Annotated in this window: 18 protein-coding genes; 13 read left to right on the forward strand and 5 right to left on the reverse strand. The window is 63.1% G+C overall.

The window, feature by feature from the left end; genetic code table 11:
- Positions 1–56 precede the first annotated feature (56 nt).
- The 3 genes from DBR30_RS05975 to DBR30_RS05985 are packed head-to-tail and all read left to right on the forward strand — an operon-like array spanning position 57 to position 3,874.
- Positions 57–1,421, forward strand: a complete 1,365-nt coding sequence (locus tag DBR30_RS05975) for a sucrose-specific PTS transporter subunit IIBC (protein WP_108588238.1) — start codon at positions 57–59, stop codon at positions 1,419–1,421.
- The gene (locus DBR30_RS05980) at positions 1,421–2,836 is read left to right on the forward strand and encodes a glycoside hydrolase family 32 protein (protein ID WP_108588239.1); all 1,416 of its coding nucleotides are present in this window, start codon (positions 1,421–1,423) and stop codon (positions 2,834–2,836) included. The genes DBR30_RS05975 and DBR30_RS05980 overlap by 1 nt, the downstream gene beginning before the upstream one ends.
- Positions 2,837–2,863: 27 nt before the next feature.
- A complete protein-coding gene (locus DBR30_RS05985) occupies positions 2,864–3,874 on the forward strand; it encodes a LacI family DNA-binding transcriptional regulator (protein ID WP_058055966.1) in 1,011 nt (336 codons plus the stop codon).
- Positions 3,875–3,964: 90 nt separating this feature from the next.
- On the opposite strand, the gene DBR30_RS05990 is transcribed toward DBR30_RS05985, so the two are convergent.
- From DBR30_RS05990 to DBR30_RS06005, 4 genes are all read right to left on the reverse strand, one after another.
- Positions 3,965–4,693 (reverse strand): MgtC/SapB family protein, encoded by a 729-nt coding sequence (locus DBR30_RS05990; RefSeq protein WP_005350335.1) that lies wholly within the window; start codon positions 4,691–4,693, stop codon positions 3,965–3,967.
- Between the two features lie 218 nt (positions 4,694–4,911).
- Positions 4,912–5,316, reverse strand: a complete 405-nt coding sequence (locus DBR30_RS05995; protein ID WP_108541922.1) for a hypothetical protein — start codon at positions 5,314–5,316, stop codon at positions 4,912–4,914.
- A 379-nt stretch (positions 5,317–5,695) separates the two neighbouring features.
- Entirely contained in the window at positions 5,696–6,967 is a 1,272-nt protein-coding gene (locus DBR30_RS06000) for an NAD(P)/FAD-dependent oxidoreductase (RefSeq protein ID WP_108541921.1), read from the reverse strand.
- Positions 6,968–7,021: 54 nt separating this feature from the next.
- Positions 7,022–7,207 (reverse strand): YgaP family membrane protein, encoded by a 186-nt coding sequence (locus DBR30_RS06005; protein ID WP_005344304.1) that lies wholly within the window; start codon positions 7,205–7,207, stop codon positions 7,022–7,024.
- 88 nt (positions 7,208–7,295) lie between these two features.
- Here DBR30_RS06005 and DBR30_RS06010 point away from each other — a divergent pair, with 88 nt between their 5' ends.
- From DBR30_RS06010 to DBR30_RS06050, 9 genes are read left to right on the forward strand one after another with little or no spacing between them, the layout of a single operon-like run.
- Positions 7,296–7,610, forward strand: a complete 315-nt coding sequence (locus tag DBR30_RS06010; protein WP_005338008.1) for an ArsR/SmtB family transcription factor — start codon at positions 7,296–7,298, stop codon at positions 7,608–7,610.
- Entirely contained in the window at positions 7,610–8,023 is a 414-nt protein-coding gene (locus DBR30_RS06015) for a YeeE/YedE family protein (RefSeq protein ID WP_181363503.1), read from the forward strand. Before DBR30_RS06010 ends, DBR30_RS06015 begins: the two co-directional genes overlap by 1 nt.
- Before the next feature lie 13 nt (positions 8,024–8,036).
- Positions 8,037–8,507 (forward strand): YeeE/YedE family protein, encoded by a 471-nt coding sequence (locus DBR30_RS06020; RefSeq protein ID WP_181363504.1) that lies wholly within the window; start codon positions 8,037–8,039, stop codon positions 8,505–8,507.
- A gap of 41 nt (positions 8,508–8,548) precedes the next feature.
- A complete protein-coding gene (locus DBR30_RS06025) occupies positions 8,549–9,589 on the forward strand; it encodes an efflux RND transporter periplasmic adaptor subunit (RefSeq protein ID WP_108541299.1) in 1,041 nt (346 codons plus the stop codon).
- On the forward strand, positions 9,582–12,758 hold the full coding sequence (locus DBR30_RS06030; protein WP_108541300.1) for an efflux RND transporter permease subunit: 3,177 nt from the start codon (positions 9,582–9,584) through the stop codon (positions 12,756–12,758). The genes DBR30_RS06025 and DBR30_RS06030 overlap by 8 nt, the downstream gene beginning before the upstream one ends.
- Before the next feature lie 27 nt (positions 12,759–12,785).
- Positions 12,786–13,925 (forward strand): efflux RND transporter periplasmic adaptor subunit, encoded by a 1,140-nt coding sequence (locus DBR30_RS06035; RefSeq protein ID WP_108588240.1) that lies wholly within the window; start codon positions 12,786–12,788, stop codon positions 13,923–13,925.
- On the forward strand, positions 13,918–14,607 hold the full coding sequence (locus DBR30_RS06040) for an ABC transporter ATP-binding protein (protein ID WP_108542011.1): 690 nt from the start codon (positions 13,918–13,920) through the stop codon (positions 14,605–14,607). Before DBR30_RS06035 ends, DBR30_RS06040 begins: the two co-directional genes overlap by 8 nt.
- Positions 14,608–15,822 carry an ABC transporter permease gene (locus tag DBR30_RS06045; protein ID WP_108542012.1) on the forward strand — a complete coding sequence of 405 codons (1,215 nt, stop codon included), beginning with the start codon at positions 14,608–14,610 and terminating at the stop codon, positions 15,820–15,822. It begins immediately after the preceding gene.
- A complete protein-coding gene (locus DBR30_RS06050; RefSeq protein WP_108542013.1) occupies positions 15,822–17,021 on the forward strand; it encodes an ABC transporter permease in 1,200 nt (399 codons plus the stop codon). Before DBR30_RS06045 ends, DBR30_RS06050 begins: the two co-directional genes overlap by 1 nt.
- Positions 17,022–17,045: 24 nt before the next feature.
- Here DBR30_RS06050 and DBR30_RS06055 read toward each other — a convergent pair whose 3' ends face one another.
- Positions 17,046–19,535 (reverse strand): diguanylate cyclase domain-containing protein, encoded by a 2,490-nt coding sequence (locus DBR30_RS06055; protein ID WP_108542014.1) that lies wholly within the window; start codon positions 19,533–19,535, stop codon positions 17,046–17,048.
- A gap of 430 nt (positions 19,536–19,965) precedes the next feature.
- Between DBR30_RS06055 and DBR30_RS06060 the strand changes: the two genes are divergently transcribed.
- Positions 19,966–20,982 carry a lipoate--protein ligase A gene (locus DBR30_RS06060; RefSeq protein ID WP_108542015.1) on the forward strand — a complete coding sequence of 339 codons (1,017 nt, stop codon included), beginning with the start codon at positions 19,966–19,968 and terminating at the stop codon, positions 20,980–20,982.
- Positions 20,983–21,142 lie beyond the last annotated feature (160 nt).

Raw genomic sequence — 21,142 nt, forward strand, 5'->3', positions numbered from 1 at the left:
CCCCTACTCTCATGTGACAAGGGCCCGCCAGCGTGGCGGGTCATAAGAGGAAGAATATGAATATCAGTGCGATAGCCAAGGATCTGGTGCCCCTGCTCGGGGGCAAGGAGAATATCGTCAGCGCTGCCCACTGCGCCACCCGGCTGCGGTTGGTGCTGGCCGATGACAGCAAGGTAAACAAGGCCGCCATCGACAAGCTGGAGGGGGTTAAGGGGTGCTTTAGCAACGCGGGCCAAATTCAGGTGATCTTCGGCTCCGGTCTGGTCAACAAGGTCTATGCGGAGTTTGTGGCGCTGACCGGTACCGGCACCGCCAGCAAGGCGGAGCTGACCGACATGGCGGCGGCCAAGCTCAACGTGGCCCAGCGGTTGGCGCGAACCCTCTCCAACATCTTCGTGCCGATCATTCCGGCCATCGTCGCCTCAGGTCTGCTGATGGGGCTGCTCGGCATGGTGCGCACCTACGGTTGGGTCAATGCCGACAGCGCCCTGTTTGTGATGCTCGACATGTTCAGCTCGGCGGCCTTTATCATATTGCCCATTCTGATCGGCTTTACGGCGGCGCGGGAGTTTGGCGGCAATTCGTACCTCGGGGCGACCCTTGGCGGCATCCTCACCCACCCGGCGCTGACCAACGCCTGGGGCGTGGCCGGTGGTTTCAAGACCATGGACTTTTTCGGGCTCGATGTCGCGATGATCGGCTATCAGGGCACCGTCTTCCCGGTACTGTTGGCAGTCTGGTTTATGTCCCATCTGGAGAAACAGCTGCGCAAGCGCATTCCGGATGCGCTGGATCTGATCCTCACGCCGTTTCTCACCGTCATCATCACCGGCTTTGTGGCGCTGCTCTTTATCGGCCCGGCGGGTCGGGTGCTGGGGGATGGCATCTCGTTTGGTCTGAGCGCCCTCTATGAGCAGGCGGGCTGGCTGGCGGGGCTGGTGTTTGGCGGCACTTACTCGCTTATCGTCATCACCGGCATCCACCACAGCTTCCACGCCATCGAGGCGGGATTGCTGGCCAATCCGCAAATTGGCGTCAACTTCCTGCTGCCCATCTGGGCCATGGCCAACGTGGCGCAGGGCGGGGCTTGCCTCGCGGTCTACTTCAAGACTCGCGACGTGAAGATCAAGGCCATTACCGTGCCGGCTGCCATGTCCTGCCTGCTGGGTATCACGGAAGCGGCCATCTTTGGGGTCAACCTGCGTTACATCAAACCCTTCCTCGCCGGTCTGTTTGGCGGGGCCTGCGGCGGCGCCTACGTGGTGGCGGCCAAGGTGGGGATGACGGCGGTGGGGCTGACCGGTATTCCCGGCATGGCCATCGTCCAGCCCATGAGCCTTATTCATTACATCATCGGGCTGGTGATCGCCTTTGGCGCCGCTTTCGCCGCTTCCTACCTGCTCAAGTACAAGGTGGAGTGATGAAGGAAAGCGATCTTCTCAACCAGATTGTCCGGTCGCTGCTGGCCGGACAGCTCAAGGCGGCGGCCGATCCCCATCGGCCCCGCTGGCATCTGGCAGCCCCGGTGGGGCTGCTTAACGATCCCAACGGCTTTATCGAGCAAGACGGGCGCTACCACCTCTTCTACCAGTGGAACCCGCTTGGCTGCGAGCACCGCAACAAGGGCTGGGGCCATGTCACCTCCACCGATCTGCTGCATTGGCAGCACGAGCCGGTGGCGCTGTTGCCCACCGAAGCCTATGAGAGCCACGGCTGCTATTCGGGCTCTGCGGTGAGCGACGAGCAGGGGCGTCTGACCCTTATCTACACCGGCAATGTCAAATACCCGGATGGCAGCCGCACCGCCTATCAGTGTCTGGCTCGGGCCGACGGTGAGGGTGGTTTTGCCAAGCTGGGGCCTGTGCTGGATCTGCCCGAAGGCTACAGCGGCCACGTGCGCGACCCCAAGGTGTGGCACGACGGCCAGCAGTGGCTGATGGTGCTGGGGGCCCGAACCCTGGATGACAAGGGGGAAGTGCTGCTCTATCGTGGCGACACCCTGCAAAGCTGGCAGCGGGTGGGGCCCATCGCCGGCAGCGGGCGAGGGGGGCTGGGTGAGTTTGGCTATATGTGGGAGTGCCCGGATCTCTTCCCGCTGGAGGAGCGCCATGTGCTGATCAGCTGCCCGCAGGGGATTGCCCCGGCAGGCGAGGATTATCGCAACCTCTACCAGTGCGGTTGGCTGGTGGGCAACTTCGACGGCGAGCGCTTCGCGCACGGGGCTTTTCACGAGCTGGACCGGGGCTTCGAGTTCTATGCGCCGCAAACCACTCTGGATAGCCAGGGTCGGCGCTTGCTGTTTGGCTGGCTGGGTCTGCCGGAGGAGAACGAGATGAGCCAGCCTACGGTCGCTTACGGCTGGATCCACCAGATGAGCTGCCCGCGGGAGCTGTTCTGGCAGGATGAGTGGCTCTGCCAGCGGCCGGTGGCCGAGCTTGCGGCATTGAAGGGAGAGTTGACCCGCTTCGAGGGGACGCTCGGCGAATTTCCGGGGCTGGCCATCGACTCGGCCTGGCTCGATCTGGATCTCTGCGGTGAGGGGAGCTTCTGGTTCGGTGCCGTGGCCGAGCTGGTGTGGCAGCCGGGGCGCATCACCTTGCGGCGCCAGAACTGGCAGAGCGGGGCGTGGGAGACCCGCAGCAGCCCATGGGCTGGCGGGCGGATCACCGTGCTATGCGATCGCTCCAGTCTGGAGTGCTTCATCGATGAGGGGCGTCACAGCCTGTCGGCGCGCTACTTCCCCGGAGAAAAGCCGCAACTATCATCAGGTAACGGCGATGATGGCTGCAAAATTTGCCTCAATCACTGGCCGCTGTCGGCGTGCCTAGTACAATAGCCCGGTTCTAGTCAGCCGGGAGGCCAGGTGGAGAAGAAGAAACGGATCACGATTGCCCAGATCGCCGAACTGGCGGGGGTGTCCAAGGCGACCGCCAGTCTGGTGCTCAACGGGAAGAGTGCGGAGTACCGGATTGCCGACGATACCCGCAAGCGCATTCAGGCGGTGGCGGAGGAGTGTCACTACCTGCCGAGCTTTCACGCCCGCTCCCTGCGCGAGACCCGCAGCTACACCTGGGGGCTGGTGATCCCCGATCTCACCAACTTCGGTTTTGCCCGCATCGCCCGTGCCCTCGAGGCGCACTGCCGGGAGGCGGGCATCCAGCTGCTGATCGCCTGCTCCGAGGATGATCCCGCCCTCGAGCAGCGGGTGGTGGACAACCTCATCAGCCGTCAGGTGGATGGGCTGATTGTCGCCTCCAGCGGCCACAGCGATGATATTTATGCCCGCATCCACGATCGTCTGCCGGTGGTGCAGCTCGACCGCCATATCGGCGAGTCGCGCCTGCCCATGGTGATCTCCGATGCCTGCAAGGCCACCGCCGAGTTGGTGCGGGACATGACCAGCGAGTGCGGCGAGGAGATCTACTACTTCGGCGGTTTGCTGGATCTCTCCCCCAGCCGTCACCGGCTGGCTGGCTATGAGCTGGGGCTTCATCGCGCCGGTTTTGAAGCCGATGCCGCCCGGGTGCGCCATCGCGACTACCAGCCGAGCTCCGGTTATCAGCTGATGGCCGAGCTGGTGGCTGAGCTGGGAGCCCCCCCCAGGGGGCTCTTTACCGCCTCTTTTACCCTGCTGGAAGGGGTACTGCGCTACCTTAACGAGGCGGGGTTGATGGAGACGGGCATGCGCCTGTGTACCTTCGATGATCACGACCTGCTCGACTGCATTCCCATGCGCATCGACTCGGTGGCACAGGATTGTCCGGCGTTGGCCCTCGCCGCTTTCGAGCTGATGCAGCAACTGATTGCAGGTAATCCTCCCGCACAGACTGCCCAGGTGATCACCCCCAGGGTGCGCTGGCGCAGCCGCCGCTAGCCACTCTTCGCCCATCCATATGAGAAAGCCCCTCCATTGCTGGCGGGGCTTTTTGCTGTGGGCGTATGGTTCGTTCCTCTGACCAACGGCTCAGTCGGTGGTACTGGTGCGCCAGAACACCTGCTTGATATGAGGGTGGATGCCGAGTTTCACCATCAGGGCGTCGAGCTCGTCGCCATCGATGGAGGTAGCCAGCAACACCGCCGAGATCTCCAGATCCCCCTCGCCAAACGGCTCGATATCGAGTTCGCTCAAGGGGTAGTTGGCCTGCTCCAGCATCTCCTCGAGCCAGTGCAGCACCTCTTTTTGATGTTCGCGCTGGGTCAGGGCCGTCACCTTGTAGGTCACTTCGGTGTCGGTATTGTCCACCGGGCGACGGTTGATCTGGTTGACCAGCGGTCGCAGCAGGGTGTTGGCGGCCAGCACGAACAGGGCGCCCAGAATTGCCTCCATCGCCAGCCCTGCGCCACAGGCGGCACCGACCGCTGCTACGCCCCAGAGGGTGGCGGCGGTGTTGATGCCGCGGATATTGCCCGACTCGCGCATGATGACGCCGGCGCCGAGAAAGCCAATGCCGGAGACGATATAGGCCACCACATGGACTACGTTGTAGTTGCCGCCGTGCAGGTCATAGATACGCTGGGCCAGACTGACGAACAGGGCGGCCCCTACGGCGACCAGCACGTTGGTGCGAAGGCCCGCGGTACGTTGGCGGTACTGGCGCTCCAGCCCGACCAGACTGCCGAGCACAAAGGCGAGCAACAGGCTGGCCAGGGTGTCGAGCAGGGAGATCATGTCAATTTGTTGCCACATCTTCATGGCGTACTCCTTCTGATAAGCGCTGGCTTGGCGCAATCCATGATGAAACGCCGGGAGGCGGATGGATCAGGGGATGATTGCGCGGATGGCCAGCAGACAAACAAAAACGCGGCGTCCCGGGGCGCGAGCACCATCAGATGCCCTGACGCTCGGAGAGGACGCAACAAGCAGGGCCAGCGTGGCTGGCCCCTTTCACTGTGGTTAACGCAGATGAGCGGTCAGTTGAGCTCGGGATCGCAGTCGATGCGCGGGCGCAGTTGCCAGCGCACCGGATGTGCTACTCCGACCTGATGAACGAACTGCACCAGATAGCGGCGCTGGGGCGGGGTGCACTGCAGGTTGAGCACCAGCTCTCGCCCGCCGCTGCGACCCGGCTTCATCGATTGCATCGGTTGCAGCCCCGCCGGTTGCAGGGTGTGGTTCACCAGATCCAGCACCTGCTCCATATCGGCGCGATCCTCGCAGCGGATCTGCAGCCGGTAGTGGTGCTGACGCTGTTTACCGCCCAGCCAGCGTGGCAACATGCCACGGCCGAGCCGGCTCAACAGGGGGTGAGCCCGGGTTGCAACAGAACCTGTTGCGACCGCGCGATCCGCAGCCGGTTTGATAGAGATAAAACGCATAGCAGCCTCCTTGTGGGAAGCAGAAACTATGCAGGCATGGCGACCGTGGCGATTGGCCGCTGGTTGCCAGACGTCAAGTGTAAAAAGGGAGAAGAGGGGAGTGGATTTCCGCTTCTCGCATGGTTGCGAGTTGCGGCAGAGGAAATCTGCGGCTAGCTCGCGACCGGGGTGCCGACGATAAGGGTCGGCAGACATCTGTCACTTGATGAGTTGCCCACTGATGGTCTCCGCTATTGATAAGAGGCTCGAATGATAGCCGAGGCGGCAGGCCGGGTAAACCCCGCGCCGCCCACAGCAACATCTTGAAACATAATCGAAAGCCCTGCTTTGCCGTGCCGCACCGCCAAAAACAGACCCGGCAAGGGCCGGGTCTACGGGGTCATTCGGTCTTGTCGATGCCGAGGTATTTGAGCATCAATTTCTCGTAGATGGGCTCGGTATCCCCCACTTGCATCTTGTGCAGGAAGTACTTCTCGAAGGCGATCTTGGCTAGATGAACCCACTTCCCTTTCTTGAACCAGGCGACGTTGCGCGGCGGGATCTGTGGCATGGCGACGAAGGCGGCGCCGGTGTCCCCCATGTCCGCCAGACAGATGGCATTCCACACCGCCTTGGTCACCGGCGGCTGGCCGCTGAGCTCCGCCTTGATGTTGTGGCTCAGGGTGCGCACCATCGCCTCAATCATGTAGCCGGTTTTGGGCACCCCGGTTGGTACCGGCGTCTTGTGCGGCGGCGCAATGGCGATGCAGACCCCGGCGGCGTAAATCTGCGGGAAGGCGGGATTGCGCTGATGCTCATCGACGATGACAAAGCCGCGGGGATTGACCAGCCCCTCGATGCCTCGCAGCGGCGCAATGCCGACAAAGGCGGGCAGCATCATGGCGTATTTGTAGGGCAGAATGTGGGTGCGTTTGATATTACCCTCATCGTCCAGCTCCTCCACCGTCATCTGGCCATCTTGCGCCGCCACGGTGCGGGCATTGCAGATCCACTGCACGTCGCGCATCCGCAGTTCGCTCTCCAGCATCCCCTTGGAGTCGCCCACACCGTTGAGACCCAGATGGCCGATGTAAGGCTCGCTGGTGACAAAGGTCATGGGCACATTTTTCCTCACCTTCTTGTCGCGCAGGTGGCGATCGAGGATGAACGCATACTCGTAGGCGGGGCCAAAGCAGGAGGCTCCCGGCATGGCACCGACAATCACCGGGCCGGGATCATCGACCAGTGCGCTGACGCTGTGACGGCACTCTTCAGCGTGGGAGAGGGTACAGACGCTGGTGGTGCCACCGGATTCGGGGCCGGCCCCCGTCACCTCGTCAAAGGCTAGGGCCGGACCGGTACAGATCGCCAGAAAGTCGTAACGCAGGGTCTGGCCATCGGAGAGGGTGAGCTGCTGCGCCGCCGGTTGCAGCTCGGTCAGGGCAGCATGGATAAAGCGGATCCCCTTCTTCTTCACATGGGGTTCGATAGGGATCGAGGTCTCCTTGCGCTCCCGCCACTGGACGGCAATCCAGGGGTTGGAGGGGGTGAATTCAAAGTCCGGCTTGTCGTTGATGAGGATCACCTCATGCTGCTTGCCCAGTTCGGCCTTGAGTTCGTAGGCGGCAGACATGCCCCCGAGACCTGCGCCGATGACGATTACCGTTGCCATGTTCAGCCTCCTGCGTTTATTACACGCTCATGTGAGCCGGGTCATCCGACCCTGTTATTTAAATCCTATCCGTTTGAGGATCATCGCTGCCGGGCAGAAACCGGTGAATGCGCTCTGGATCAGGTTGACCCCGACAAAGGCACTCAACCAGACAAAGCCCGGATGAACCCAGGTTGTAAGGATCAGCGAGAGCAGCAACATGCAACCCGCGACGATTCTGACTCCGTTATCTACTGTCATGGTCCTTCTCCTTATCTACTTTAGATATTGCTAATTTAGTGTTGTTTTATACAATAGAACAAATATCAGCAATTGCTAATTTACTCTTATGAGCCAATTCGACGAGATGAACAGACATGCGACTGCCGCCGCCTCCCTGCTCAAGGCGTTGGCTCATCCCGAACGGCTGATGGTGCTCTGCCAGCTGGTGGAGGGGGAGAAGGGGGTCGGGGAGCTGCTGGCCCATAGCCAACTCGGGCAGTCGGCCTTCTCCCAGCAACTTTCGGTATTGAAGCGCTACGGCCTGATCCGTTCGCGCAAGGTTTCCCAGCAGATCTACTACTCGCTGGTGAGCGAGGCGGCTGCCGATGTGCTGGGGGCGCTGCAAACCCATTTTTGTCACTCAGAAAATAAGGAATCTTGATGATGGAAAGCCAATGGCTGCTCTCTTTGGGCGGCGGCATGCTGGCGGGGCTGTCGGCCCTGATCCTGATGTTGTTCAACGGCCGGGTGGCCGGGATCAGCGGCATTCTGGCCGGTGCACTGCAACACCGTGCGCCCTGGCGGGTGCTGTTTCTGCTGGGGCTCGGGGCGGGCGCCTGGTTGGCGTTGACTCTGGGCTGGGCCACCATGCCCGCATTCACTACGTTGCCCGGCTGGCCCGTTGTGCTACTGGCCGGTCTGCTGGTCGGGGTCGGTACCCGTCTTGGCAATGGCTGCACCAGCGGCCACGGCATCTGTGGCATGGGGCGGCTCTCCCTGCGCTCCATCGTCGCCACCCTGAGCTTTATGGCGGCAGGTTTCATCACCGTCTTCGTCACTCATCATCTGCTGTAAGGGGCTGATCGCCATGAAGTTGCTGACAAGTTTGTTTGCGGGTGTGTTGTTCGGACTGGGGATGGCCATCTCCGGCATGGTGGATCCCGCTCGGGTCACCGGTTTTCTCGATCTGGCTGGCGCCTGGGATCCCTGCCTCGCCTTCGTGATGGGAGGCGCCCTGCTGGTCTTTATGCCGGGTTACTTCCTGCTGGTGAAACCCCGTCGTCAGAGCGTGCTGGGGGAGTCCATCGCCGCCGTACCAGCTCCTCGGCTGGATCGTCGCCTGATCGGCGGGGCTGCGCTGTTTGGCATCGGCTGGGGATTGGTGGGTATCTGCCCGGGGCCTGCTCTGAGTCTCATTTCCAGCGGGCAGCCCATGATAATGTTGTTTATAGCGGCCATGGTGGCCGGGATCTTGCTGTTTGACAAAGGACTGGCCAGGGTGCTGACCAAGGCGCCAGCTCGGGGAGTGGATAAGGTGCGCCAGTCCCATACCGCCTGATCCCGTGAAGTGACAGATTACGCCAGGGAAGGAGAGTGATGATGGAAAAGATCCGGTTGCTGGGGATCACCATGTTGGTGATGACATCGCAGGCCATGACATCCCCCCTGGCCTTTGCCGCGGACGGGGAGCCAGAGCCCCTGTTGACAGTAGCGCCACAGCCGGTGACTGACTGGCTGACGCTGGATGGCACCGTCAGTGCCATCAATCAGGGGACGGTGGCGGCCCAGACCAGCGGCCGGGTCTCCCGTATGCTGGTGGATGTGAACGATCAGGTACAGGCGGGACAGCCGCTGCTCGAGATCAGTGGCAAGGAGCAGTTTGCCGCCGTCACGGGTGCCGAGGCGCGGCTGGCGCGGGCGCAGGCCCAGCAAGTGGAAGCCGAGCGCCAGCTCGCCCGCTTTCAGGCACTGATTGCCAAAGGGGTGATCACCCGCGCCCAGCTCGACAATGCCCAGGCGACTGATCGCGCTGCCCGCGCCGAGGTGAACGCTGCTGATGCGGCCCTCACTCAGGCCCGCGAGGCCTACGGCTATACCCGCATTCTGGCTCCCTATGCAGGGGTAGTGACCAAACGGTTGGTAGAGCTGGGGGAGACTGTCGCCCCCGGTACCCCGCTGCTCTCCGGCTTCTCCCTCGACACCTTGCGGGTGGAGGTGGAGTTGCCCCAATCCGCCCTGACGCTGGCTCGTGAGCCTGCGGATGTGCAGGTGCTGCTGCCCGATGGCAAGTCTGTTACCCCGGTCAAATTGACCCGCTTCAACTATGCCGACAGCCAGAGCCACGCCTTCAGGTTGCGCCTCGACTTGCCGCCGCAAACCGCCGGGGTATTGCCCGGCATGTGGCTCAAGGTGCAGCTCAAACAGGGTGAACGTCAGGTGTTGCAGGTGCCGGATCGCGCCCTGCTGCGGCAAGGGGAGTTCAACGGTGTCTATCTGCAGCAACCCGCTGGCTGGGCCCTGACACCGGTGCGGGTCGGCCATTGCGTCGAGGGACAGTGCGAGATCCTGGCCGGGCTGCAAGCCGGTGACAAACTGGCCCCCGATGCATGGGCGCAGCAGCAGGAGGTGGCCCATGAGTAGCGAGCTGAATGGCAACAAGGAGAGGCTGGGACCTGCCGGTCGGCTGGCTGCGCTGTTTCAGGGCTCGGCTATCACCCCGCTGCTGGCGCTGGTGGGGCTGCTGCTCGGCCTGTTTGCAGTGCTGGTGACCCCCAAGGAGGAGGAGCCGCAGATCGATGTCACCTTCGCCGATGTCTACATTCCCTTCCCGGGAGCCACTCCGGCTGAAGTGGCCTCTCTCGTTACCACCCCAGCCGAGCAGGTGGTCTCCCAGATAAAGGGGATCGATACCCTCTACTCTTTTTCCCAACCCGATGGCGCCCTGCTGGTGGTGGTGTTCAAGGTGGGGGTAAGCCGCGAGCAGGCCATTGTCGATCTCAACAACCAGCTCGACTCCAACCGTGACTGGTTGCCACAGGGGATCGGAGTCGGTCAGCCACTGGTAAAACCCCGGGGGATCGATGATGTCCCTATCGTCAGTTTGACCTTATGGAGCAAAGAGTGGAACAAAGAGGGGAGCAAGCAACTGGGGGCTCCCGAGCTGACCCGGGTCGCCCATGAGCTGGAGACCGAACTCAAGCGCATTCCCGGTACCCGCGATATTTACACGCTGGGCAGCCAGAGTGCCGTGTTGCGGGTGATGCCGGATCCGGCGGCCCTCAGCGCCCACGGCATCAGCTGGGGCGAACTGAGCCAGCGACTGGCGGCCGCCAATCAGGTAGGCACGACACAGGCTATCGAGCAGAACAACAGTGAGATTAAAGTGCAGGTGGGGCAGTTCCTGCAAAGCGAGCAGGAGGCTAGAGAACTGGTGGTGGGGCTGCACGACGGCAAGCCGCTCTATCTGGGGGAGGTGGCCAGGGTCTCTCTGGGTCAGGAGACCCCTACCAAGCGTAGCTGGATGGGGCTGGGGCAGGCCAGTTACCCGGCGGTGACGCTGGCCATCGGCAAGCAGCCCGGCCAGAACGCGGTCGAGGTGGCCAAGCGGGTGGAGGTGCGGGTCGAGAGTTTGCAGAATCGGCTGATCCCTGCCGGGGTTGAGGTGACGGTGACCCGTGACTACGGCGTCACCGCCGAGACCAAATCCAACACCCTCATCGGCAAGCTGATTTTTGCCACCACGGCGGTGGTGCTGCTGGTGTTGGTGAGCATGGGCTGGCGCGAGGCGCTGGTGGTGGGCGTTGCCATCGTCATCACCCTGGCGCTGACCCTGTTTGCCAGCTGGGCCTGGGGCTTTACCCTCAACCGGGTGTCGCTGTTTGCGCTGATCTTCTCCATCGGCATTCTGGTGGATGACGCCATCGTGGTGGTGGAGAACATCCACCGCCATCGCGGTTTGGGCAAGGGGGCACTCAAGGATCTTATTCCGGGTGCGGTGGACGAGGTGGGGGGGCCGACCATACTGGCGACCCTGACCGTGATCGCGGCCCTGCTACCCATGGCCTTTGTCAGCGGCCTGATGGGCCCCTACATGAGCCCCATCCCCATCAATGCCAGCATGGGGATGCTTATCTCCCTGCTGGTGGCCTTTATCTTCTCACCTTGGCTGGCGAGCCATTTACTCAAGGGGGAGGCGCACGGTGCCCACGGTGAAGCCAAGGCGGGTCTTTTTCACCGGCTGATGACCCCTTTTCTGATCGGTGATGGCGCCAAGAAGGCCAGACGCAAGCTCTGGCTGGTGGTGTTGCTGCTGGTCGGGGCGGCTACCGCCATGCCGGTGGTGCAGTGGGTGGTGCTCAAGATGCTCCCCTTTGACAACAAGTCGGAATTTCAGCTGGTGCTCGATATGCCGGAGGGGGCGACCCTGGAGCAGACCGAGCGCACCCTGCTGGCGGTCGGACGAGAGCTTGCCAAGGTGCCTGAGGTGAAGGATTACCAGGTCTACGCCGGCACCGCAGCCCCCATCAATTTCAACGGCCTGGTGCGCCACTACTTTATCCGCAGCGGCGCCAACGTGGGTGATATTCAGGTCAATCTGGTGGACAAGCATGAACGGGATCGCAGCAGTCACCAGATTGCCCAGTCGGTTCGGGAGCCGCTGCAGGCCATCGCCAGTGCGGCAGGGGGCAACCTGAAAGTCGTTGAGGTGCCGCCCGGCCCGCCGGTCTGGTCCCCCATCGTTGCCGAGATCTATGGCCCGACTCAGGCCGCCCGCGAAGCGGCCGCTCGCGCTGTACAGGCCCGTTTTGTGGCCACGGCGGATCTGGTGGATGTGGATATCTATCTGACCGACCCGCAGCCCAAGTGGCGGCTGGTGGTGGATCGCAGCAAGGCGGCCCTGCTCGGGGTCGATCTCGGGGATCTGGTGAACACCCTCAATGGCGGGGTGGGTTATCAGGATGCCAGCTGGCTGCAGGGGCACGGTGCCAAGTATCCGGTGCCGATCCGCATCGAACTGGCACCCGGTGACAAACGGGATCTGGCGGGCGTACTGGCCCTCAAGGTGCGCAGCCAGAGCGGCCAGCTGGTGCGGGTCTCCGAGCTGGTGAGTCGCCGTGATGAGGTGGCCCCCAGCTATATCATGCACAAGAACATGCAGCCCATGGTGATGGTGGTGGCCGACATGGGCGGCCACACCGACAGCCCGCTCTACGGCATGTTTGCCGCCGGTGCCGACATCGACCTGCCCCAATATTACGTGCAGCAGCCCGACAAGCTGGGGGAGGTGGCGTTGTTGTGGGACGGTGAGTGGAAGATCACCTACGAGACCTTCCGCGACATGGGGCTAGCCTACGCCGTGGGGATGATCCTCATCTATCTGCTGGTGGTGGCCCAGTTCCGCTCCTATCTGGTGCCGCTCATCATCATGGCTCCCATTCCGCTCACCATCATAGGGGTGATGCCGGGCCACGCCCTGTTGGGGGCCCAGTTTACCGCTACCTCGATGATCGGGATGATCGCCCTGGCCGGGATCATCGTACGCAACAGCATCCTGCTGGTGGACTTTATCGAGCAGCAGCGCCGCGCCGGGGTGGCGTTCGAGCTGGCGGTGATCGAAGCGGCGCAGGTGCGGGCCAAACCCATCATGCTGACGGCGTTGGCGGCGATGATCGGAGCCCTGTTTATCCTCGATGATCCCATCTTCAACGGACTGGCTATCAGCCTGATTTTCGGGATCCTGGTCTCCACCTTGCTCACCCTGGTGGTGATACCCTTACTCTATTATGCCCTGCTCTCCCGACGCTCATGACGGGAGTCACTAGCGAAAGGATGCGCGATGAAGAGAGGTTGGTTGTGGTGGGGAAGTGGCGCCGTGGTAGCGGTGGCTGCGGCAGCATGGTGGTGGCGACCGCAGCCGACGCCGATCAGGCTGGCTGAGGTCGGGCTGGGGGATGTGCTGGTCACTGTAGTCAACACCCGGGCCGGCACCATCAAGTCGTGTCAGCGGGCCGGACTCAGTCTGTCCGGTGGCGGCGTGGTGGAGCAGATCGCCGTCAAGGCCGGGGAGCGGGTGGCGCAGGGAGATCTGCTGCTGACCCTCTGGAGTGACGATATTCACGCCGATCTTGCCCGTGCCCGTGCCCAGCAGGCCCTTGGCAAGACCCAGCGCGAGGAGCGTTGCAGCGAGGCGGCCTACTACGAGCGGGAGGCCAACCGGCTGGCCTCCTTGCTGGCCAAAAATCTCACCTCCCGCACCCTCGCCGAGCAGGCCCAGAATCTGGCCGATACCCGCCGCTATGTCTGTCAGGCATCCCGTCAGCAGGAGCGGGTCGACGAGGCGCAGGTTGCCCAGGTGGAGGCTCGCTTGAGCGAGCGTCGCCTGTTGGCGCCGTTTGCCGGAGTGGTGGCGGAGGTCAACAGCAAGCTGGGCGAATACATGACCCCCTCACCGCCCGGAGTGGCCATGCCCCCGGTTATCGATCTCATCGACGATCGCTGTCTCTATGTCTCTGCCCCCATCGATGAGGTGGATGCCGCCCGCCCCAAGGTGGGCCAGTCTGCCCGGGTACTGCTCGATGCCATGCCCGGGCGCGATTTTGCCGCCACCGTCACCCGTATCGCCCCCTATGTGAAGGAGCTGGAGAAGCAGGCCCGCACCGTGGAGGTGGAGGCGGCGCTCACTGCCCTGCCCACCGATGTGCCCCTGCTTATCGGCTACAGCGCTGACCTCGAAGTCGAAGTGACCCGCGCCACCGATGTGCTGCGGGTAGCGGCCAGCAGCCGGGCCGACGATGGCAGTGTGCTGCGGCTGGAAGGGGATAAGCTGGTGCGTGTGGTACCCCGCTGGGGTGTGGAGAACTGGAACTGGATTGAAGTCGCCGAGGGGCTCGCTGCCGGTGATCGGCTGGCGGCCCAGCCCGGACAGATTGTCGGGGAGGGCCCTTTCAGCGCCGCCACGGAGCAGACGGATGAGTGATCTCATTCGCCTTGATGCAGTCAGCCGTCGCTTCACTCTGGGGGGGAGCGAAGTGGCTGCCCTCGTTCGTGTTTCCCTGCGGGTTGCCGAGGGGGAGTATCTGGCGGTGATGGGCCCCTCGGGCTCCGGCAAATCGACCCTGCTCAATGTGTTGGGGCTGCTGGATCGGCCCGATGAGGGGCGTTACTGGCTGGGAGGGGAGGACACCGCCACCCTGTCAGAGCCAGCGCTGGCCCAGCTGCGCGGCCATCGCATCGGCTTCGTGTTCCAGTCGTTTCACCTTATCTCCCGCCTCACCGCCCGTGAAAACGTCGAGCTGCCGCTGATGCTGTGCGGGATCGCCCCCGCCGAGCGCCATCGCCGAAGCCAGCAGTTGCTGGGGGATCTGGGGCTGGAGAACCGGGCCGGACACCGCCCTGCCGAGCTCTCCGGCGGTCAGCGTCAGCGGGTAGCCATCGCCCGGGCCATGGCAATGGCGCCGCGGCTGATCCTGGCCGACGAGCCCACCGGCAATCTTGACTCCCGCTCCGGGGAGGAGGTGATTACCCTGCTGGAGGAGCTCAACCGGGAGCAGAGGATCACGCTGGTGGTGGTGACCCACGATCCGCGCCTCGGGGAACGGGCGGGCAGGCGGATCCTGATGAACGATGGCCGCATCAACATTGATAGCGGCGGTGGCTGAATGCGGCGCCCCGATGTGATCCGCTTTGCCGCCGTGGCCCTGCTGCGCCAGCGCTCACGGGCGCTGGTCTTGATCCTGGCGGTGAGTTTGAGCGTCACCTCTGTGCTGCTGCTCACCGCGCTGGGGGAGGGGGCTAGGCGCTATGTGGCCGACCAGTTCAGCTCCCTTGGCAAGGATCTGCTGGTGATGTTCCCGGGCCGCAAGGAGACCACCGGTGGGCTGCCGCCGGTCACCGGCAACAGTCTGCGGCAGATCACTCTCGATGACATGCACTACCTTGGCCAGCACCAGCCAAACGTGCGGCTGGTGCCGCTGGTGATGGGCTTTGCCGAGGCCAAACAGGGGGCGCGGCTGCGCCAGACCATGCTGCTTGGCAGCAGCAACGGGCTGCGCGATACCCACGGGCTGGAGCTGCTCTCCGGCCGCTGGCTGCCGGGGGATGCCGCAGAGGATCGACCGGCCGTCTTGCTCGGGGCCAAGGTGGCCCGTGAGCTGTTCGGTCAGGTCGATCCGGTCGGACAGTGGCTGCGTTTTGACAATCGCCGCTTTCGGGTGGTGGGGGTCTTCACCAGCCAGAGCAGCAATCTGGGGATGGACATGGCCGAGGCCGCGCTGATCCCGGTCGGTAGCGCCATGCGGCTGTTCAACACCGAGGGGCTGTTTCGGCTGCTGATCCAGCCGCTGGCGGGGCAAGCGGTACCGCCGCTGGTCAAGCGACTGGAGCAGCTGATGCAGGCGCGCCACGGGGTGCTCGATGTGACCGTGGTGCGCCGCGACGCCATGCTGGCCACCTTCTCCACCATTCTCTCGACCCTCACCCTGGCGGTTGCCGGCATCGGTGCCATCAGCCTGCTGGTCTCCGGCATCATGATGATGAATCTGGCGCTGATCAGCACCCGCCAGCGCACCGGCGAGATCGGCCTGCTCAAGGCGCTGGGGGCCGACAGTCGCCAGATCCGCCAGCTGTTTTTGTGGGAAGCGCTGCTGCTGAGCGGCAGTGGTGCGCTGTTTGGTACGGTTTTGGGTTATGTCCTGGTGGCCCTCGCTGGGCTGATCTGGCCCGGATTTCCGGCGGCGGTCCCTCTGCTCGCTACTTTCTGCACCATACCGGCGGCCCTGCTGACCGGGCTGTTTTTTAGCTGGCTGCCCGCCTCCCGGGCTGCACGGCAAGATCCGGTCAGCAGCCTGCGCAGCGGGCAATGGAGCGGTGGCTGATGCGCGCCGCCGATCTGCTGTTTTGGTTGTGGCGCGCCTTGCTGGCGGGGCGCAGTCGCAGCCTGCTGTCGGCGCTGGGCATCGCCATCGGGATCGCCTCGGTGACCCTGCTCACTGGCATTGGCGAGGGGCTCAGGCTCTATCTGCTCGACAGCTTCTCCCAATTTGGCACCCGGCTGATCGCCGTGACTCCGGGCAAAACCGAAACCGCCGGCGGCCCGCCCGGTATTCTCTCCAGCAGCCGTCCCCTGCTGCTGGAGGATGCCGATGTCCTCGCCAGATTGCCAGGTATCGAGGCGGCACTGCCGGTGGTGCAGGGGCAGGGGGAGGTGCGCAGCCGCGGGCTGACCCGCAGCACCGCCATTCTGGGCACCGGCCCGGCGGCGCTTTCCGGCTGGCGCCTCACCCTGGTGCAGGGGCGTTTTTTGCCTGCGGATGACAGTGCCATGCCCCGCGCCTATGCGGTGCTGGGGGCCAAGGTGGCGGCGGAGCTGTTTCCCGGTGGCGATGCGCCGGGGAGCCTGTTGCGGGCCGGTGATCGCCGTTTTCGGGTGGCCGGGGTGCTGGCCCCCAAAGGGCAATTTCTCGGCTTTGATCTGGACGACATGATCTATCTGCCCGCCGCCCATGCCCAGGCGCTGTTCAACAAGGAGGGATTGCAGGAGATCGACGTCATCTATCGCGCCGGACAGAGGGAGGCCGACATCTCGGCCCAGATCCGGCGGGTGCTGATCGCCCGCCACGGCGCCGAGGATTTTACCCTCACCTCCCAGCAGGACATGCTGACTAGCCTCGACAAGATCCTCTCCATCATCAAGCTGGCGGTCGGCGGGCTCGGCATTATCTCGCTGCTGATCGGGGCGGTCGGCATCTTCAGCATCATGAGCATTGCCCAGCAGGAGCGGATCCCCGAGGTGGGTCTGCTGATGGCGCTGGGTTGCCCGCGGCGGCGCATTCTATTGTTGTTCCTGCTCGAAGCCGTGGTGCTGGCGCTGCTGGGCGGAGCCATAGGGCTGGCCCTGCTCGGCGGGCTCAAGCTGCTGCTTGCCCTGCTGGCGGCCGGCTTGCCGCTCACCCTCCATCCCCTCTATCTGCTGCTGGCGCTCGGTTGCAGCGCCCTGGTCGGCCTGCTGGCCGGGGTCGCTCCTGCGCTACGAGCAGTGCGTCTCGACCCAGTAGTTGCCCTGCGCGGTGACTAGGTCGCCCCTTTCGCAAGAGGCGCGTTACGCTCGGGGCTGAACAGGGGGGGAGTAGGTGACCACCTCCGCAACCGGCACGCAGCGCTCAGATCTGAACAGAGGGAAGTAGCGGCGATCCGCCTGACTCATGTGGCCGACCACCAGCTCCTGAATGATGAAGTTGAGCAGCTCGTCGTTGCCCAGTGTCCCCGCTTTGGCAGCGTGCAGCAGTTGGCTTGCTTTGTTGAGCAGACGCTGGTGATCCTGACGGTGGCTGACGAGTTCCTGATAGTCGATCTCCGCCAGCATCTGCTCTTCAAAGGCGAAGTGGTGGCGGGCCATGTCGAACAGGCTCTCCAGACTCTCCAGAAACGGGGCCGGATCCTCGTGCTGATCTTTCATCCGCTCCAGCAGCCGGTTGGTCAATACGAAGAGCTGGCGATGCTCGGCGTCGATGCGCGGGTGACCGCACTCGTGGCCGGGTTGCCACAGCAGGGCGCCCTGCTCGGGATCAAGGCCTTCGGTATAGAGACAGACCCGGCCGCGGCCGCGATTCTTCGCCTGATACATGGCCTGATCGGCGTGGTGCATCAGGGTTTTGGCATCCTCGCCGTGCTCGGGATAGAGCGCCAGCCCGATACTGCTGGAGATGAGCAGCTCCTGCCCCTCCAGCTGGAACGGATGGCGCAGCTGCTGGTGCAGCTTGTCGGCCACCGCCAGCACTTCGTCGCCGGTCTCCGGCAGCAAGATAACGAACTCGTCGCCCCCCAGCCGTGCCACCAGATCCTGTTTGCGCATGCAGTGGCTCATCCGTTCGGCCACCATATTGAGCAGAATATCCCCGGTTTCATGGCCGAAGGTGTCGTTGATCGGCTTGAAGTGATCGAGATCGATAAACATCAATGCCAGCGGACGGGGCGCCTCCTGCTCCATCAGCTCCTTGAGTCGTTGCTGCAGCAAGCGGCGATTGGGCAGACCGGTCAGGGGATCGTAGAAGGCGAGGCGGCGCATCATCTCCTCTCGCGCTGCCCGCTCGGTGATATCCCGGGTGACCCCGAGGATCGCCTCCGGCTGGGCATTGTGGTTGCCATGGAGGGTGGTGATGGTCTCGGTCGCCACCAGATGGCCATCCTTGTGGCGCAGCTGGGTGCGAATGACCCGGCGAGTCTGGTCATGTTCTCCCCGCTGCCAAGCCTCCAGAGTGGCGGAGATCTCCTCGCGCAGCAGTTGCCTTGAGGCATCCGGCAGCAGCTGTTTGAGGGGCAGGGCAAACAACTCGGGAGCTTCGTAGCCGCTCAGAGGGGCGATGGCCGGGCTGACATAGCGAAAGCGCAAGCTGGCGGCATCCATGGTCCAGATCACATCGGCGCTGTTCTCCGCCACGAAGCGGTAGTGTTGCTCGCTCTGGGCCAGTTCACGGGTCAGCCGCTGGCGATCCCGCGCCTCCTGACGCAGCCGCAGATAGAGGTGCAAGAAGATGCCGAGCAGGGTCATCAGGGTAAAGGTGATAAGCATGGCGACCGCTACGCTCTTGTCGAGCAGCAGCCGTTGCTGGCGCAGCCGCTCCTGCGCCGGGTCGTAGATAAAGCGGTCGAGGTTGGGCAATACCGTGAGCATGCCCGCCTCCAGATAGGTTTTGGCGATCTGCAGCCAGCGCTCCTGCTGCATATAACCCGGTTCGACAAGATCCGGCTGCATTAGCGCTCTGGTTTCGCGAGCCTCGAACTCCAGCTGTTCACGGCCAGCGCCGGTCGGGTACTGCTCCATGATGAGGTTGATCATCTCTTCGGGGTTGTCCATCGCATAGCGCCACCCCTTGAGGCTGGCCTGCTGGAAGGCGTAGACCCGATCCTGTCGGGTGATCAGCTCCCGTTCGGAGGTAAACAGGTTGTCGCCGTAGAAGTCGAAGTCGATGGAGCGCGGACTGAAGACCCGATAGGGGATCCCTTTTTGTTGCAGATAGAAGGGCTCGGTAGTGCTGTAGGCGCTGATGGCATCCACCTTGCCCGCCAGCAGTGCCTGTATCCCCTGTTTGTAGGGGAGGGTGACCCAGTCGCGGCTGCGGGTCTGGTGAGAAAGGTAGGTCAGCAGCTCGTTGGAGCCTGGCTCCAGCATCAGTCGCTTGTTGGCCAGATCGGCCGGGTTGCGAATATCTGGCCGATCCAGTGTGAGCAGGATCAGCGGCGAGTGCTGCAGCAGGGCGGCGAGCACCACTACCGGACGACCGGCAGCCCGATCCAGCAGCAGATCACTGCCGCTGATGCCAAAATGGGCCTTTCCCGAGATCACCTCGCTGACCACATCGGTGCGGGAGTCCGCTTCGCGCAGGGTGACGTGCAGACCGGCCTCCCGATAAAACCCTTTGGCGATGGCCGCGTAGTAACCGGCAAACTGGAACTGGTGTTGCCACGGCAACTGGACGATGACCTGCTCGCCGGCTCGCACGGGGGGAGAGATCAGGGTCGCAATGACCATACTGACCAGCATTGGCAGAAACCAGCTGAGGCGCTGGCGGGGGGCTGCGTTCTCCGTCATACAACGTTTCTCTCGGGAGCGGTGTCTAGGCTAGATTCAAGCAATTTTGTGTAACCTGCAAGGGTAGAAAAGGCGTTTGCAATGGGGTATAGGGGGGTTGGAAAGTCATTTTTGTGTCGTTCATCACACGGGATGGATACATGCCGCTTTTTTGCAAGTTATGTGACCAATAAGAGAGTCATATGGCCTATCGAAGTGGTCGCATTCTAGCCACTTTTTCCCGTCTTTATCGTTATCATTGTGGCTAAACTGCATTTTTTCCGTGGTTGCACGTCAAGCTGTGTCGTTATATCAATAGATACTTTTATAGGACAGTCAGGTGTGACGCAAATGTATCGCGGCTGCTGCGCACCGGTTAATGTGCGACAGCTCAGTGATGGTACCCCGTCAGTGTTATCATGCTGCCCCCAGTTCCGGATAAGGTCTTTTTATGTCCCGCTTGCGTCTGCTTGTCTCCGATTCTCACGATCCCCTCTTCAATCTGGCCGTCGAGGAGTGCATCTTCCGCCAGATGGATCCCCGTCAGCGGGTGCTGTTCCTCTGGCGCAATGCCAATACCGTGGTGATTGGCCGGGCCCAGAACCCGTGGAAGGAGTGCAACACCCGCCGCATGGAAGAGGACGGGGTGACGCTGGCGCGTCGCAGCAGCGGTGGCGGTGCCGTGTTCCACGATCTTGGCAACAGCTGCTTCACCTTCATGGCGGGCAAGCCGGAGTACGACAAGAGCGTCTCCACCGCCATCGTGCTGGACGGGCTCAAGCGATTGGGGATCGAGGCGTTTGCCTCCGGTCGCAACGATCTGCTGGTGGCCACCCCTGACGGGGAGCGCAAGGTATCGGGGTCGGCCTATCGGGAGACTCTGGATCGCGGGTTCCACCACGGCACCCTGCTACTGGACGCCGATCTCGGCCGCCTTGCCAACTATCTCAACCCCGACCCCAAGAAGCTGGCGACCAAGGGGATCACCTCGGTGCGCAGCCGGGTGGCCAATCTGTGCGAACTGCTGCCGGGGATCGACCATCAACAGGTGAGCGAGGCGCTTGCCGAGGCCTTCTTCCACCATTACGGCGCGCGAGTTGAGCCCGAGCATATCTCCCCGGAGCAGATGCCGGATCTGCCGGGCTTTGCCGAGACCTTCGCCCGCCAGCGCAGCTGGGAGTGGAACTATGGCCATGCCCCGGCCTTCAGCCATCTGCTGGAGGAGCGGTTCAGCTGGGGCGGGGTGGAGCTGCACTTTGATGTGGAGAAAGGGGGCATCACCCGGGCGCAGCTCTTTAGCGATACTCTGGAGCCGGCCCCGTTTGATCGGTTGGCGGCCGAACTGGCGGGTTGCGGCTATCGACCGGACGCTGTTTCCGCGCGCCTGCAGCACTGGCTGGCGGCCTTCCCGCAGCAGCAGAGTGAGCTGACGGAGTTTGCTCGGTGGCTGTTGGCCTCCCTGCGTTGAGGGGAGCGCTGTACTGGTGGCGGTCCGGTAGTGAGGGCGCTGTCAGCCAGGATGGGAGCAAGATCACGAAATATAAAGAGGCGCCTCAAAGGCGCCTTTTTGCCAGCCCTTGTGATGGCTGATACATGACAAAAAGTAGGGTAGGCCATTAGATATTGTC

Origin of the sequence: Aeromonas sp. HMWF017, assembly GCF_003061465.1 — a bacterium.
Taxonomy (GTDB): Bacteria; Pseudomonadota; Gammaproteobacteria; order Enterobacterales; family Aeromonadaceae; genus Aeromonas; species Aeromonas veronii.

Coding starts and splice junctions, on each gene's coding strand:
- DBR30_RS05975 (WP_108588238.1), top strand. CDS start 57: ATGAATATCAGTGCGATAGCCAAGGATCTGGTGCCCCTGCTCGGGGGC.
- DBR30_RS05980 (WP_108588239.1), top strand. CDS start 1,421: ATGAAGGAAAGCGATCTTCTCAACCAGATTGTCCGGTCGCTGCTGGCC.
- DBR30_RS05990 (WP_005350335.1), bottom strand. CDS start 4,693: ATGAAGATGTGGCAACAAATTGACATGATCTCCCTGCTCGACACCCTG.
- DBR30_RS05995 (WP_108541922.1), bottom strand. CDS start 5,316: ATGCGTTTTATCTCTATCAAACCGGCTGCGGATCGCGCGGTCGCAACA.
- DBR30_RS06000 (WP_108541921.1), bottom strand. CDS start 6,967: ATGGCAACGGTAATCGTCATCGGCGCAGGTCTCGGGGGCATGTCTGCC.
- DBR30_RS06005 (WP_005344304.1), bottom strand. CDS start 7,207: ATGACAGTAGATAACGGAGTCAGAATCGTCGCGGGTTGCATGTTGCTG.
- DBR30_RS06010 (WP_005338008.1), top strand. CDS start 7,296: ATGAGCCAATTCGACGAGATGAACAGACATGCGACTGCCGCCGCCTCC.
- DBR30_RS06015 (WP_181363503.1), top strand. CDS start 7,610: ATGATGGAAAGCCAATGGCTGCTCTCTTTGGGCGGCGGCATGCTGGCG.
- DBR30_RS06020 (WP_181363504.1), top strand. CDS start 8,037: ATGAAGTTGCTGACAAGTTTGTTTGCGGGTGTGTTGTTCGGACTGGGG.
- DBR30_RS06025 (WP_108541299.1), top strand. CDS start 8,549: ATGGAAAAGATCCGGTTGCTGGGGATCACCATGTTGGTGATGACATCG.
- DBR30_RS06030 (WP_108541300.1), top strand. CDS start 9,582: ATGAGTAGCGAGCTGAATGGCAACAAGGAGAGGCTGGGACCTGCCGGT.
- DBR30_RS06035 (WP_108588240.1), top strand. CDS start 12,786: ATGAAGAGAGGTTGGTTGTGGTGGGGAAGTGGCGCCGTGGTAGCGGTG.
- DBR30_RS06040 (WP_108542011.1), top strand. CDS start 13,918: ATGAGTGATCTCATTCGCCTTGATGCAGTCAGCCGTCGCTTCACTCTG.
- DBR30_RS06045 (WP_108542012.1), top strand. CDS start 14,608: ATGCGGCGCCCCGATGTGATCCGCTTTGCCGCCGTGGCCCTGCTGCGC.
- DBR30_RS06050 (WP_108542013.1), top strand. CDS start 15,822: ATGCGCGCCGCCGATCTGCTGTTTTGGTTGTGGCGCGCCTTGCTGGCG.
- DBR30_RS06055 (WP_108542014.1), bottom strand. CDS start 19,535: ATGACGGAGAACGCAGCCCCCCGCCAGCGCCTCAGCTGGTTTCTGCCA.
- DBR30_RS06060 (WP_108542015.1), top strand. CDS start 19,966: ATGTCCCGCTTGCGTCTGCTTGTCTCCGATTCTCACGATCCCCTCTTC.